Source organism: Paenirhodobacter sp. YD-8 (genome assembly GCF_056590935.1).
Genome location: NZ_CM152649.1, coordinates 2,475,537 through 2,488,268 on the forward strand (window position 1 = coordinate 2,475,537; position 12,732 = coordinate 2,488,268).

The 12,732-nt window shown below is 71.9% G+C and carries 14 protein-coding genes and 1 riboswitch; of the genes, 7 read left to right on the top strand and 7 right to left on the bottom strand.

Features of this window, described 5'->3' with window-relative positions:
* Nucleotides 1-22: 22 nt before the first annotated feature.
* Together AC0QTQ_RS12040 and AC0QTQ_RS12045 are read left to right on the top strand one after the other, a co-directional pair.
* Entirely contained in the window at nt 23-1,666 is a 1,644-nt protein-coding gene (locus tag AC0QTQ_RS12040; RefSeq protein WP_480256773.1) for an FAD-binding dehydrogenase, read from the top strand.
* Entirely contained in the window at nt 1,663-2,658 is a 996-nt protein-coding gene (locus tag AC0QTQ_RS12045) for a 2-dehydropantoate 2-reductase (protein ID WP_480256774.1), read from the top strand. The genes AC0QTQ_RS12040 and AC0QTQ_RS12045 overlap by 4 nt, the downstream gene beginning before the upstream one ends.
* A 3-nt stretch (nt 2,659-2,661) precedes the next feature.
* Here AC0QTQ_RS12045 and AC0QTQ_RS12050 read toward each other — a convergent pair whose 3' ends face one another.
* From AC0QTQ_RS12050 to AC0QTQ_RS12075, 6 genes are all read right to left on the bottom strand, one after another.
* The gene (locus tag AC0QTQ_RS12050) at nt 2,662-3,654 is read right to left on the bottom strand and encodes an ABC transporter substrate-binding protein (RefSeq protein WP_480256775.1); all 993 of its coding nucleotides are present in this window, start codon (nt 3,652-3,654) and stop codon (nt 2,662-2,664) included.
* On the bottom strand, nt 3,651-4,406 hold the full coding sequence (locus AC0QTQ_RS12055; protein WP_480256776.1) for an ABC transporter ATP-binding protein: 756 nt from the start codon (nt 4,404-4,406) through the stop codon (nt 3,651-3,653). The genes AC0QTQ_RS12050 and AC0QTQ_RS12055 overlap by 4 nt, the downstream gene beginning before the upstream one ends.
* Complete coding sequence (locus AC0QTQ_RS12060) at nt 4,399-5,151, bottom strand: ABC transporter permease (RefSeq protein ID WP_480256777.1); 753 nt, start codon at nt 5,149-5,151, stop codon at nt 4,399-4,401. Before AC0QTQ_RS12060 ends, AC0QTQ_RS12055 begins: the two co-directional genes overlap by 8 nt.
* 22 nt (nt 5,152-5,173) lie before the next feature.
* Nucleotides 5,174-5,785 (bottom strand): YkoF family thiamine/hydroxymethylpyrimidine-binding protein, encoded by a 612-nt coding sequence (locus AC0QTQ_RS12065; protein ID WP_480256778.1) that lies wholly within the window; start codon nt 5,783-5,785, stop codon nt 5,174-5,176.
* Nucleotides 5,776-5,885: riboswitch (TPP riboswitch) on the bottom strand. Its footprint overlaps the gene before it by 10 nt.
* Before the next feature lie 62 nt (nt 5,886-5,947).
* A complete protein-coding gene (locus tag AC0QTQ_RS12070; RefSeq protein WP_480256779.1) occupies nt 5,948-7,111 on the bottom strand; it encodes an MFS transporter in 1,164 nt (387 codons plus the stop codon).
* Nucleotides 7,112-7,113: 2 nt separating this feature from the next.
* A complete protein-coding gene (locus AC0QTQ_RS12075; RefSeq protein WP_480256780.1) occupies nt 7,114-7,653 on the bottom strand; it encodes an N-acetyltransferase family protein in 540 nt (179 codons plus the stop codon).
* A gap of 90 nt (nt 7,654-7,743) precedes the next feature.
* Here AC0QTQ_RS12075 and AC0QTQ_RS12080 point away from each other — a divergent pair, with 90 nt between their 5' ends.
* Complete coding sequence (locus tag AC0QTQ_RS12080; protein ID WP_480256781.1) at nt 7,744-8,631, top strand: LysR family transcriptional regulator; 888 nt, start codon at nt 7,744-7,746, stop codon at nt 8,629-8,631.
* A gap of 28 nt (nt 8,632-8,659) precedes the next feature.
* Here the strand turns inward: AC0QTQ_RS12080 and AC0QTQ_RS12085 are convergent, their stop codons facing one another.
* Nucleotides 8,660-9,865, bottom strand: a complete 1,206-nt coding sequence (locus tag AC0QTQ_RS12085) for an NAD(P)/FAD-dependent oxidoreductase (RefSeq protein WP_121533260.1) — start codon at nt 9,863-9,865, stop codon at nt 8,660-8,662.
* Nucleotides 9,866-10,307: 442 nt separating this feature from the next.
* Here AC0QTQ_RS12085 and AC0QTQ_RS12090 point away from each other — a divergent pair, with 442 nt between their 5' ends.
* From AC0QTQ_RS12090 to AC0QTQ_RS12105, 4 genes are read left to right on the top strand one after another with little or no spacing between them, the layout of a single operon-like run.
* The gene (locus AC0QTQ_RS12090) at nt 10,308-10,553 is read left to right on the top strand and encodes a BufA1 family periplasmic bufferin-type metallophore (RefSeq protein ID WP_480259226.1); all 246 of its coding nucleotides are present in this window, start codon (nt 10,308-10,310) and stop codon (nt 10,551-10,553) included.
* Nucleotides 10,554-10,608: 55 nt separating this feature from the next.
* A complete protein-coding gene (gene bufB / locus AC0QTQ_RS12095; protein ID WP_480256782.1) occupies nt 10,609-11,460 on the top strand; it encodes an MNIO family bufferin maturase in 852 nt (283 codons plus the stop codon).
* Complete coding sequence (locus AC0QTQ_RS12100; protein WP_480256783.1) at nt 11,444-12,208, top strand: HvfC/BufC N-terminal domain-containing protein; 765 nt, start codon at nt 11,444-11,446, stop codon at nt 12,206-12,208. The genes bufB and AC0QTQ_RS12100 overlap by 17 nt, the downstream gene beginning before the upstream one ends.
* On the top strand, nt 12,205-12,639 hold the full coding sequence (locus AC0QTQ_RS12105) for a DoxX family protein (RefSeq protein WP_480256784.1): 435 nt from the start codon (nt 12,205-12,207) through the stop codon (nt 12,637-12,639). The genes AC0QTQ_RS12100 and AC0QTQ_RS12105 overlap by 4 nt, the downstream gene beginning before the upstream one ends.
* Nucleotides 12,640-12,732: the final 93 nt, after the last annotated feature.

The window sequence follows — 12,732 nt, forward strand, 5'->3', positions numbered from 1 at the left end:
GGCCTTGTCCGGGGAGAAGACAATGGGAGAGACAACCGACGTGGTCGTCGTCGGCGCCGGGCTTGCGGGGCTGGTGGCCGCCTGCGAGCTGCTCGACCGCGGCCGGCGCGTGACGATCCTTGACCAGGAGCCGCGGGCAAGCCTTGGCGGGCAGGCGTTCTGGTCGCTCGGCGGGCTGTTCATGGTCGACACGCCCGAGCAGCGCCGGATGCGGATCCGCGACAGCGCCGATCTGGCGCTCTCCGACTGGCTCGGCTCGGCGGGTTTCGACCGCGCCGAGGATGCCTGGCCGCGCCGCTGGGCCGAGGCCTATCTCGCCTTCGCCTCGGGCGAGATGCGGGCCTGGCTGCACGGTCTCGGGATGCGCTGGTTCCCGGTCGTGGGCTGGGCCGAGCGCGGTGGCGGGCTGGCGGACAGGCACGGCAATTCGGTGCCGCGCTTCCATGTCACCTGGGGCACCGGGCCCGGGGTGCTCGCCCCCTTCGTCGCCCGCGTCCGCGCCGCCGAGGCCGAGGGCCGGCTCAGGCTGCATTTTCGTCACCGCGTCACCGCGCTCTGCGGCGGGCCCGAGGGCATCACCGGGGTCGAGGGCGAGATCCTGGCCGAGGACGCCGCCGGGCGCGGCATGGAAAGCACGCGCGCCGTCGCGGGCCGGTTCGAGATCGCCGCCGGGGCGGTGATCGTGGCGAGCGGCGGCATCGGCGGCAATGCCGCGCTGGTGCGACAGAACTGGCCGGTCGAGCGGCTCGGCCCGCCGCCCGAAAGCATGGTCTGCGGCGTGCCCGCCCATGTCGACGGGCTGATGATCGGCCATGCCGAACGCGCCGGCGCCCGGGTCATCAACAACGACCGGATGTGGCATTACACCGAGGGCATCCGGAACTGGGACCCGATCTGGCCGAACCACGGCATCCGGATCCTGCCCGGCCCCTCCTCGATGTGGTTCGACGCCGACGGCAACCGCCTGCCCGCGCCCTGTCTGCCGGGCTTCGACAGCCTCGGCACGCTCGCCCATCTGTGCCGCAGCGGCCAGCCGCATTCGTGGTTCGTCACCACCCAGGCGATCGCGAAGAAGGAATTCGCGCTCTCGGGGTCCGAGCAGAACCCCGACCTCACCGGCAAGGACATCCCGCTTCTGCTGCGCAGCCGGCTCGGCCGGGCCGCGGCGCCGCCACTCGAGGCGTTCAAGCGCCATGGCGAGGATTTCGTCGTCGCCCGCGGGCTTGAGGAACTGGTGGCGGGGATGAACCGGATCGGCGCGCGGCCGATCAAGGCCGATCACCTGCGCGCGCAGATCGAGGCGCGCGACCGCGAGCTTGCAAATCCCTTCGCCAAGGACGTGCAGATCACCGCGCTGCGCGGCGCGCGCGCCTATCTCGGCGACCGGCTGATGCGCACCGCGCGGCCGCACCGGATCCTCGACCCGATGGCCGGACCGCTGATCGCGGTGCGGCTGCATGTGCTGACGCGCAAGACGCTGGGCGGCATCGAGACCGACCTGACCGGGCAGGCGCTTGGCGCCGACGGCCGGCCGATCCCGGGCCTTTTCGCCTGTGGCGAGGCGGCGGGCTTCGGCGGCGGCGGCTATCACGGCTACAACGCGCTCGAGGGCACCTTCCTCGGCGGCTGCCTGTTCTCGGGCCGGGCCGCGGGGCGGGCGGCATGAGGATCGGCGTCTTCGGCGCGGGGGCCGTGGGCGGCCATGTCGGCGGCTGCCTCGCCCTTGCGGGGGCCGAGGTGGTGCTGGTCGGCCGCGCGCCGAAGATGGCGGCGCTGCGCCGCGACGGGCTGCGGGTGAGCGACCTCGACGGGCGCGACGGCCGCACCCGGGCCTGCCTTGCGACCGACGATCCGCGGGCGCTCGCGGGCTGCGACCTCGTGCTGGTGACGGTGAAATCCGCCGCGACCGAGGCGGCCGGGCGCGCGCTTGCCCCGGTGCTCGCGCCGCATGCGGTGGTGGTGAGCCTGCAAAACGGCCTCGGCAATGCCGCCCGGCTTTCGGCGGCGCTGCCCGGAATCACCGTGCTGGCGGGCATGGTGCCCTTCAACGTCGTCACCGGGCCGGGCGGGCGTCACCACCGCGCCACCGCGGGGCGGATCGCCGTCGACGCCCGCGCCGCGGCCTTCGCGCCGGTCTTCGCCCGCGCCGGGCTGCCGCTCGACCTGCGCCGGGACATGGAGGCGGTGCTCTGGGGCAAGCTGCTTTTGAACCTCAACAACGCCGTCAATGCGCTCTCCGGCCTGCCGCTGCGGGCAGAGCTTGCGCAGCGCGACTATCGCCGGGCGCTGGCGCTGGCGCAGACCGAGGCGCTCGCGCTGCTGCGCCGCGAAGGGCGGGTGCGCCCGGCCCGGCTGACGCCGCTGCCGCCCACCCTCGTGCCGCGGGTGCTGGCCCTGCCCGACCCCGTCTTCCGGCGTCTGGCCGGCGCGATGTTGCGTATCGACCCGAGCGCGCGGTCCTCGATGGCCGACGACCTTGAGGCCGGCCGCCCGCCCGAGATCGACTGGATCAACGGCGAGGTGGTGGCGCTCGCCCGCAGGCTTGGGCGGCCGGCGCCGGTGAACGCGCGGCTGTGCGCCCTGATCCGCGAGGGGCGCCGGCCGATCGCGGCGGCGGCGCTGCTCGCCGATCTGCGCGCCGCCGCCCGGGCAGGCTGAGCCTTACTCCGCCATCCAGCGCTGGTCATGCCAGCCCGAGACATCGCCCGGCCAGGCCAGCGCCGCGCCGGTGCTGTCCTTCAGCACGCCGCTGTCGAACAGGAACTTCGCCATCGCGGCAAAGCGCGCGGGGTCGATCGTGCCGACAGGGGTGCTGCCGTCACGCAGATAGCCGCCCGCGTCGATCGCCGCCATCGAGCCGCGCACCAGCGCCGGGTTCGGGAAATCCCCCGCCGCCAGCAACAGATCGGCCGCCTCGGCCGGGTGGTCGGCCGCCCATTCATAACCCTTCTGCGTCGCACGCATGAAGGCCGCGACCATCTCGGGGCTCTTCGCCACGGTTTCGGCACGCGCGGCGATATAGCCGCTCTGCTGGTCGGGAACGCCGAAATCGGCATAGCGGAAGGACGACTGGTGCCGCCCCTCGAGCGTGCTGTTCACCCCTTCCCAGGTCGCGACCTCGAGGGTGAAATCGACCTTGCCGGCCGCCAGCGCCTCGTAGGCGCCGGTGCCGAGGGTCACGGTCGTCCACTCGGGCGTGCCGCCGTCGGCGCGGATCATCGTGCCGATCAGCGCCGCCTCGGCCGGCCCGCCAAAGCCCGCATAGATCTTGCCCGACAGATCGGCCGGGCGGGTGATCGCCGCGTTGTCGGAATTGTAGACGAGCCGCCCGGTCTCGTGCTGCATCGTCGCCCAGAGCGCAACCAGATCCGCCCCGCTTGCCCGCGCCGACAGGAAGCCGAGCGAGGTCAGATAGCCGAAATCGGCCGCCCCCGCCGCCAGCAGCGCCGCCGGGCTGGTGTCGGAATAGGGCAGCAGCTCGACCGCCAGCCCCGCCTCGGCGTAAAAGCCCTTCTGCTGCGCGACGACAAGGCCGACGTGGTTGGTGTTCAGCGTCCAGTCGAGCGCGACGGTGACGGGGGTGGCGGTCTCGGCCGTGGCCGTGGTCGCAAACGGCAGCAGCAGGCCAAGCGCCAGCGCAAGGGATCGGATCATGTCGGGGGGTCCTCCAGCAACAGGGTTTTCAGGGTTTCGCGCAGCGGGGCAAGGCTGTGCTCGCTGCGCGCGGATGGCGGGATCGGCACGGCGATCTCGGCCCGGATCCGGCCGGGACGGGCCGCCATGACCAGGATGCGGTCGGCAAGCGAGGTCGCCTCGTGCAGGTCATGAGTGACCAGCAGCACGCTGCGCGGCCGCTCGGCCAGCCGCGCCAGAAGCCAGCCCTGCAGCCGCAGCCGCGTCACCGCATCGAGCGCCGAGAACGGCTCGTCGAGCAGCAGGAACTGCCCGTCCTGCACCATCGTGCGCAGGAAGGCGGCGCGCTGGCGCATGCCGCCCGACAACTCGGCGGGATACATCGCCTCGGTGCCGGCAAGGCCGAAGGCCGGGAACAGCGGCGCCACCCGGGCGCGCGCCGCCCGCGCCGACAGCCCCGCCACCCGCAGCCCGAGCGCGGCGTTCTGGGCGATGGTGAGCCAGGGAAACAGCGCATCCGCCTGCGGCTGAAAGCCGATCGCCGGATCGGGCAGGCGCAGCGGCCGGCCGCCGATCCGTGCCTGCCCCTCGGCGGCAAGGGTCTCGGGCAGGATGCCCGCCAGCCAGCGCAGCACCGTCGACTTGCCGCAGCCCGAAGGGCCGATCAGCGCGGTGATGCCGGTGGTCGGCAAGGTCATCGACAGGTCCTCGACCAGCACCCGCGCGCCCGCCCGGATCGTCAGCCCGCTCAGATCGAGCCCCGCCTCAGTCATGGCGCGCCTCGGGCCCGCGGGCCGTCAGCCGGGCCAACCCGCCGATCAGGGCGAGCAGCGCCAGCGTCAGCCCCGCCGAGACCAGCACCGCCGCCAGCACGAGATCGGGGCGGAAGGTGTTCTTCGCCTGCAGGATGTAGATGCCAAGCCCGCGCCGCGCCCCGGCATATTCGGCAAAGATCGTCGCCACGATCGCATAGGTCGCCGAGACCCGCAGCCCGGACAGGAACGACGGCCGCGCCGCGGGCAGGCAGGCACGCCAGAACACCTGCCCCCGCCCCGCCCCCATCGAGGCCAAGAGCTCGCGCAACGCGGGCGGGGTCTGGCGATAGCCCGCAAGCAGCGTCAGCAGCATCGGGAAGAAGGTGACGAGGATCACCAAGAGCACCTTCGGCAGCAGCCCGAAGCCGAACCACAGGATCATCAGCGGCGCGAGCGCAACGAGCGGCACGGTCTGGCTGGCGACGAACAGCGGCATCAGCGCGCGCTCGGCCCGCGGCAGGAAGTGGAGCGCCACAGAGACCGCAAGCGCCACCGCGACCGAGGCGGAAAAGCCGATCGCCGCGACCTGCAGCGTGGCGCCGGCATGGGCGGCGATCTCGGCGCGGTTCAGAACCAGCGCGCGCAGCACCGCCGAGGGCGCGGGCAGGATCAGGGACGAGACCCCGGCGAGCCGGCAATAGGCCTCCCAGCCCGCCAGCAGGCAGGCAGCAACGATCAGCGGCGGCAGCGCACGCGACAGCATCGGCAGAACCTCCGGTCCGGGCTCAGCGCGGGCTGGGGCTGTTGGCCGAGGCCGTCAGGTCGATCGTCACATGCCCCTCGGCCGGACCGAAGCGCAGGAAGGCCTGGCGCACCGTCTCGAACACGGCCCCCGCGTCGCCGCGCAGGCGGGTGCAGAAATTCTTCGAGCGCAGGAAGGTGCCCGAGGCCTTGAGGAAGTCGATGCAGCCATAGATCTCGTCCATGTGCCGGTCCTGTCCGAGCACGTAGAGCGAGAATTGCACGTCGATCTCGACGCCCAGCACCGGCGCCGCCTGCACCGCGGCCAGGGCCTCGGCCTGACGCTGCGCCAAGGGCGTGCCCTGCGCGCGGGTCAATGTCTCGCAGCGGCAGGCGGGCTCGTCGGGCTCGCCCGGGCAGCCGCGGGAGAAGGTGACATGCATCGTCACATGCGCGGGGTCCTGCGCGGTGCGGGCGAAGAGGTCGCGCACCGCATCGAAAAGCGGCCCGGGCGCGCCAACCATCAGGGTCGAGATGTCGTCGGTCTCGATCCGCAGGCTGTCGCGATAGGGGGTGAGGGCCTCGAGGCCCGACAGGATGACCCGGATGAATTCCGACGTCATCGGATAAAGCGACACTTGCGCGCCGATGAACATGATGCCCTCGCTCCGCCGGCATTACCCGGATCAGCTTTGAAGGGTCCGCGCGGTCCTCGCGCATCTCAGCCCCGGATCTGGAGCACCCCTGGTTACGGGCGTGACCATGCGACCGAACGGGCGGGCTGTCAACAGGGGGTTCTGAGATTTTCCGCGCCGGGGTCAGAGCGGCGCGGGCCGGCGCAGGAACAGCATGGCGGCCGCGGCCGCGGCGACAAGCGCGAGCGCAAGGCTCAGTCCCAGCGCGGCACCAGGGCCGGCCCGCGCGATCAGCGTCGCGTAGATCAGCGGCGCGGCGGCCGCGGCATAGAAGGACGGGCCGATCAGCCGCCCGGCGATCACCGCGTAATCGGCGACCGGGAACAGCACCAGCGGCAGGCTGCCGCGCGCGATGGTCAGGAGCCCGTTGCCGGCGCCATAGGCGAGCACGAAGAGCACGGCCACGGGCCCCGCCCCGGCGATCGCCGGCCCCGCCGCCATGCCAAGCGTCAGGATCCCGGCCGCGACCAGCGCCAGCGCCCGTGGATCGAGCCGGCGGCCGAGCACGATCTCGAGCAGCCGCGCCGCCGATTGCGCGATCCCGGGCAGGGCGGCAAGGGCGACGGCGCCTTCCGGGCCGATGCCCCGCCCGGTCAGCAGCGCGATCAGATGCGCCGACAGGCCCGAGCTGAGGAAGGCGGTGGCGGCGACGATGGCGGCGAAAAGGATGGCGGCGGCGCGCGTCTCGGGCGGGATCGTCGCGCGGCGCGGCGCGGCAGTGCCGCCCCCGCCCTGCCCGGCCGCCGGCAGCAGCCGGTAAAGCGGCAGCATGGAAAGCGCGATCGCGGCATGGACAAGCAGCGCCCCGCGCCAGCCAAGCGCGCCCTCGAGGAAGGCGCCGAGCGGCCAGAACAGGCTGGAGGCGAGCCCACCCAGCAAGGTGATCTGCGACAGCGCCGGCCGCGCGGCCCGGCCGCCCGCCTGAACGAGCGCCGCGAAGGCCGCCTCGTAAAGGCACATCCGCATACCGATCCCGAGAACGACCCAGCCGGCCAGATACAGCCCCGCCCCCGGCGCCACGGCCAGCATCGCACAGCCAAACGCCAGCAGCAGCGAGCCCGCGCTCATCACCGCCCGCCCGCCGTGGCGGTCGAGCGCGCGGCCAAGCGCGGCCGAGCTGAGCCCCATCACCGCAAGCGCCAGCGAGAAGCCGCCATAGGCAAGCGCCGGGCCGAAGCCCGGCTCGGCCGCGATCGCCGGCCCGAAGACGCCGAGCGCGTAATAGGACAGGCCCCAGTTCACCAGCTGGCTCAGCCCGACCGCGGCGACGGTGCGGCGGGGCAGCATCGCTAGCCCTCGAAGGGCGTGTCATCGCCCGGTCCGAGCGGGCGCTGCATCAGCACGGAATCAAGCCAGCGCCCGTGCTTCCAGCCGACCGAGCGCAGCGTGCCGACCGGCTCGAACCCCATCGCGCGGTGCAGCCCGATCGAGGCGGCATTGGCGCTATCGCCGATCACCGCGACCATCTGGCGAAACCCCGCCGCGGTGCACTCGGCGATCAGCGCCCGGATCAGCGCGCGGCCGACGCCGAGCCCCTGCGCCGCCGGCGCGACATAGACCGAATTCTCGACCGTGCCGCGATAGGCCGGGCGCGGCCGGTAGGCGCCGGCATAAGCATAGCCGACAACCTCGCCCTGCCGCAGCGCGACCAGATAGGGGAAACCGGCGGTGACCACCTTCTGCCAGCGCGCCTGCATCTCGGTCAGATCCGGAGGATCGAGCTCGAAGCTTGCGGTGCCGAAGCGCACCGCTTCGGCATAGATCGCCTGGATGGCGGGAAGGTCATCGGCCCGGCAGGGCCGCAAGGTCAGGGGAAAGGCGTCGCTCATGCTCTGCTCCGCAAGGATGTCGCGGGCAAGATGGCATTCCGATTGGCAAAAGGAAATGCTATGCTTCTTATGCAATCGATAAGGAAAACCTTGAAGAATACCCTGACCCTGCGCCATCTCGACCTGCTTGCGGATGTGGCCGAGCTTGGCAGTTTCTCGGCCGCGGCCGAGAAGGAAGCGCTCTCGCAGCCCGCGGTGAGCCAGCAGATCCGCGCGCTCGAGACCTTCTTCGGCGTGCGGCTGATCGAGCGCAGCGGCCGGCACATGCGCCCGACCGAGGCCGGGCGGGCGGTGCTGGCCGGTGCGGGCCGGATCCGCGACGAGGTCGAGGCGATGCAGGAGGCGGTGCAGCCCTTCCGCGCCGGCCGCGCCGGGCGGGTGCGGATCGGCACCGGCGCCACCGCCTGCATCTACCTGCTGCCGCCGATCCTCGGCGCGCTGAAGCGGGAGATGCCCGGGCTCGACTGCACCGTGCGCACCGGCAACAGCCCCGAGATCCGCCGTCTGGTCGAGGAGAACGCGCTCGATCTCGGCCTTGTGACCCTGCCCGCGCCGGGCCGCTCGCTCGAGGTCACGCCGATCTTCGAGGAGGATCTGGTCGCGGTCTGTCCCGCCACCGAGGCGCCCGTGGGGCCGATCACCGCGGCGGCCCTCGCCGCCCGGCCGCTGGTGCTTTACGAGGATGCGGGCCACACCCGGCTGCTGATCGACGGCTGGTTCGCCGCGGCCGGGCTGCAGCCGAAGCCGGTGATGGAGCTTGGCAGCGTCGAGGCGATCAAGGAGATCGTCGGCGCGGGGCTCGGCTGGTCGGTACTGCCCGCCTCCTCGGTGCGGCCCGGAAAGGCAGGCGGGCTCGGCTCGGTGCCGCTCGAGCCGCGACTGTGCCGCCGCCTCGGGCTGGTGCTGCGCCGCGACAAGCGGCTGACCGCGGGGCTGCGCGAGGTGATCGCGGCGCTTCGGGCGGGGCTGACCGGCTGACCGCCGCGCCCCACCCCGCCACGCCCGCTCAGACGATCGCCTGCTCGAGGAAGGGCCGGCCCTCGGCGATGCGCTCGAACCGCATGTCGCTCAGGTCGATGCTGCGATAGCCGCCATAGGTGATGAGTTCCATCACCGCGCGGCCGACCGCCGGGCCCTGCTGCAACCCGTGCCCGGAAAAGCCGTTCTGGAAGATGAAATTCGTCACCTCGGGATGGCGGCCGACGATGCCGTTCTGGTCGAAGGTGTTGTAATCGTAATGCCCGGCCCAGAAGCGCACGAGCTTCAGCGCCTCGAAATTCGGCGAGCGTTCGGCCAGCGCCGGCCAGATCTGCTCTTCCCATTCCGGGTGGTCAGGGTCGAAATCGTCGTAATCGGGCGGCAGGTCGTTCTCGGGCACGCCGCCGGCGATGAAGAAACGCCCCTCGGGCCGGCACCAGACGCCGGTCGGATCGACCATCAGCGGCAGCCGGCCATCGTTCACCCGTGCGCTGCCCTCGGGCGTGCCCGCCGCGTCGAAGACGAAGAGCGTGCGCTTGCGCGGCTCGACCGGCAGATCGAGCCCGGCCATGCGCGCCACACGCCCGCCGCGCGGCCCGGCGGCGTTGACGATCGTGCCGGCGCCGACGCTCGCCCCCGATTTCAGCGTGACGCCGGTCACCCGGTTGCCCTCGCGCGCGATCGCCACGACCTCGTCGGCGACGAAATCGACGCCGAGCGCGCGCGCCTTGCGCCGGGCTCCCGCCATGATCCCGGTGTTGTCGAACCAGCCCTCGCCGCTCAGCCCGTAGGAGGCCAGCAGCACGTCTTCGGTGTTCAGATGCGGGAAGGCCCATTTCAGCTTGTCGGCATCCCACAGCTCGACCTCGGCGCCGGCGGCGCGCTGCACCGCGTGGTTCTCGCGCAGGATGCGGACCTGATCGTCGGTATTGGCGATGAAGAGGTATCCGCCCGGGTGATAGCCAAGGCTGGGCCGGTCACCCTCGACCTCCATCAGGTCGGGGAAATCGCGGATGAAATCATGACCGAAGAGGCCGATCTCGACATTCGCGCGGTTCGAGAACTGCACCCGGATGCCCGAGGCCGAAAGCGCGGTCGAGGCGGTCGCATAGCTCGGGTCGCGCTCGACCACCAGCACCGTGCCGTCGAAGTCCGGGTTCGACGCCAGCCAGTAGGCGGTGCAGGCGCCCATCACGGCCCCGCCCACGATCACGACATCATACTGTTCACGCATCTTCGGTCTCGTCCTCGACAATCCGTTCAGGCCCGGAACCGCCGGGCGCGGGCAAGGCCGGCGCACCAGCTTCCCCGGGCCCGCGGACAGCTGTCCGCGACCTGACCGGCAGCACATCCGGAGCGGGGAAACCGGGACCAGGCCCGAGGTCGGGCGCCGTCGCCCGATGCGCCAAGACTGCCGCGCGGCACCGCGAAACGCCAATTCGGATTGGACCCGACCTCATTCCGGAACGGAATGATTTTTCCGCCGCGGCCGGCGGGCACGGCCGCAGCGCCGATCACGCCTGCGTGAGCGCTGTAACGTTCGGCACCGCCGCCGCGAAGGGATCCATGAAGGACCGCAACACCGCCCCTTCTTTCAGCGATGGAGACAGCAGATGACCGCACCGACCACCACCCGCCTCGCCCTTGGCGCCTCGCTCCTGTGCACGCTTGCCGCGATGGCGGCCGCGCCGGCGCAGGCCGAGAGCATGGAGAAATGCTATGGCGTCGCGCTTGCCGGCAAGAACGACTGCGCCGCCGGCCCCGGCACCACCTGCGCCGGCACCTCGAAAGTCGACTATCAGGGCAATTCCTGGAAGCTCGTGCCGGCCGGCACCTGCACCACGATGGAGCTGCCCGCCGGCGCCGACGGCATGGCACGCCACGGCTCGCTCACCGCGTTGATGCGCGACATGGCCTCGTGATCCCTGCCGGGGGTGCGGCCCCTCCGCGCCCCCGCCCGTCTGCCCGGAGGTTCCCATGCCCGCCCTGCCCGCATCCGTCGGCCTCGGCTTCAAGCCCGAGCATTTCGCCGCCATCGGCGCCGATCGCCGCCGCGTCGACTTCTTCGAGATCCACGCCGAGAACTACCTCGGCGCGGGCGGGCTGCCGCATGCCCAGCTTGCCGCATTGCGCGCCGACTATGCGCTTTCCGTGCATGGCGTCGGGCTGTCGATCGGTGCGGCGCGCGGTCTTGATGCGGCACATCTGCGCCGGCTGCGCGCGCTGTGCGACCGCTACGAGCCCGAGAGCTTTTCCGAGCATCTCGCCTGGTCGAGCCATGGCAGCGCCTATCTGAACGACCTGTTGCCGCTGCCCTATACCGAGGAAACCCTCGCCACCGTCTGCGACCATGTCGATGCGGTGCAGACGGCGCTTGGCCGGCGGATGCTGCTCGAAAACCCCTCGACCTATGTCCTTTTCGCGCAGTCGACGATCCCCGAGACCGAGTTCCTGAACGCCGTCGCCGCCCGTACCGGCTGCGGGTTTCTGCTTGACGTCAACAACCTCTTCGTCTCCTGCACCAACCATCGCAGCGATCCGCGCGCCTATCTTGATGCCTTCCCATTGCGCGCCGTGGGCGAGATCCATCTCGGCGGCCATGACAGCGAACCGCTGCCCTCGGGCCCGCTGCTGATCGACGCGCATGGCAGCCCCGTGGCCGATCCGGTCTGGGCGCTTTACGCCGAAACGATCCGCCGCGCGGGGCCGCTGCCGACGCTCGTCGAATGGGACAACGACCTGCCCGGCTGGGACGTGCTGGCGGCCGAGGCGGGACGCGCGGCGGCGATCCTTGCACGCGAGGGAGGCCGCCATGCCCGCGCATCGTGAAAGCCTTGCCGAATTCGCCGCGGCGCTCGACAGCGGGCCGCTGCCCGGTGGCCTGTGCTCGAGCGGAGAGACGGCGCGCCGCTTCGACGTCTATCGCAACAATGTCGCGGTCAGTCTGGGCCGGGCGCTCGCCGCGCGCTTTCCGGTCATCGCCCGGCTGGTGGGCGACGCCTTCTTCGCCGCCCTCGCCCGCCGCTTCACCCGGGCGCATCCGCCGCGCACGCCGGTTCTGCACGAATGGGGGGCGGAGTTTCCGGCCTTTCTCGAGGCCTTCGCGCCGCTCGCAGCCTATCCCTATCTCGGCGATGTGGCGCGGATCGAGCTTGCCCGGGGCTTGGCCTTCCACGCCGCCGACGCGCCGCCGATTGCCCCCGAGACACTGGCCACGGCCGACCCAGAGCGGCTGGTCCTGGGCCTTGCGCCCTCGGTTCACCTGCTCGCCCTGCATCACCCCGCAGTGTCGATCTGGGCCCGCCATCAGCCGGGGGGCGAGGCGCGCGCCCTCGGCACCGGCCCCGAGACCGCGCTGATCCTGCGCGACCGCGCCTTCGAGGTGCCGGTGCGCGCGATCTCGCCCGCCAATGCCGCGCTGATCGCCGCGCTTGGCCGGGGCGAAACGCTCGCCCGCGCCGCCGCCCGCGCGGCGCAGCTTGCGCCCGGGCACGACCCCACCCCCTGCCTCGTCGCGCTGATGCGCGCGGGCGCCCTGACTGCCCCTGAAAGCCACCGGGAAGGAGGACCCAGATGACCCCGATCCTGCGTTTCAACCGCCTGGCCGCGCGGCTGCCCCTTGATGCCGTCCGGCTCGGACTGCGGCTCTTTCCGGCCCTCGTCTTCCTGCAATCGGGCCGGACCAAGGTCGATGGCTTCGCCATCCGCGACAGCACCTGGTATCTCTTCGCGCATGACTATGCCCTGCCGCTGATCCCGCCCGAGGTCGCCGCGGTGAGCGCCACCACCGCCGAGCACCTGCTGCCCGCGCTGATGATACTCGGCCTTTGCACCCGCCTTGCCGCGTTCGGGCTGATCGGGATGACTGCGGTGATCGAGATCTTCGTCTATCCCGAGGCCTGGATCACCCACGGGCTCTGGGCCTCGGCGCTCTTCGCGCTCGTGGTGCTCGGCCCCGGGCGCTGGTCGCTTGACCGCGCGCTCGGGCTCGAGGACGGGGCGGGCTGAGATGGCAGGCAGTCTGGCAATGGCCGAGGATTGCCCGACCGGGAGCCGGGGCGCTAGAGTGGTGCGGCAGGCGGCGCGCGACACGGAGGCCAG

Bases quoted from the DNA above. Each gene is read 5' to 3' on its own strand.
- AC0QTQ_RS12040 (WP_480256773.1), top strand. From the start codon at position 23: ATGGGAGAGACAACCGACGTGGTCGTCGTCGGCGCCGGGCTTGCGGGG.
- AC0QTQ_RS12045 (WP_480256774.1), top strand. From the start codon at position 1,663: ATGAGGATCGGCGTCTTCGGCGCGGGGGCCGTGGGCGGCCATGTCGGC.
- AC0QTQ_RS12050 (WP_480256775.1), bottom strand. From the start codon at position 3,654: ATGATCCGATCCCTTGCGCTGGCGCTTGGCCTGCTGCTGCCGTTTGCG.
- AC0QTQ_RS12055 (WP_480256776.1), bottom strand. From the start codon at position 4,406: ATGACTGAGGCGGGGCTCGATCTGAGCGGGCTGACGATCCGGGCGGGC.
- AC0QTQ_RS12060 (WP_480256777.1), bottom strand. From the start codon at position 5,151: ATGCTGTCGCGTGCGCTGCCGCCGCTGATCGTTGCTGCCTGCCTGCTG.
- AC0QTQ_RS12065 (WP_480256778.1), bottom strand. From the start codon at position 5,785: ATGTTCATCGGCGCGCAAGTGTCGCTTTATCCGATGACGTCGGAATTC.
- AC0QTQ_RS12070 (WP_480256779.1), bottom strand. From the start codon at position 7,111: ATGCTGCCCCGCCGCACCGTCGCCGCGGTCGGGCTGAGCCAGCTGGTG.
- AC0QTQ_RS12075 (WP_480256780.1), bottom strand. From the start codon at position 7,653: ATGAGCGACGCCTTTCCCCTGACCTTGCGGCCCTGCCGGGCCGATGAC.
- AC0QTQ_RS12085 (WP_121533260.1), bottom strand. From the start codon at position 9,865: ATGCGTGAACAGTATGATGTCGTGATCGTGGGCGGGGCCGTGATGGGC.
- AC0QTQ_RS12090 (WP_480259226.1), top strand. From the start codon at position 10,308: ATGGCGGCCGCGCCGGCGCAGGCCGAGAGCATGGAGAAATGCTATGGC.
- bufB (WP_480256782.1), top strand. From the start codon at position 10,609: ATGCCCGCCCTGCCCGCATCCGTCGGCCTCGGCTTCAAGCCCGAGCAT.
- AC0QTQ_RS12100 (WP_480256783.1), top strand. From the start codon at position 11,444: ATGCCCGCGCATCGTGAAAGCCTTGCCGAATTCGCCGCGGCGCTCGAC.
- AC0QTQ_RS12105 (WP_480256784.1), top strand. From the start codon at position 12,205: ATGACCCCGATCCTGCGTTTCAACCGCCTGGCCGCGCGGCTGCCCCTT.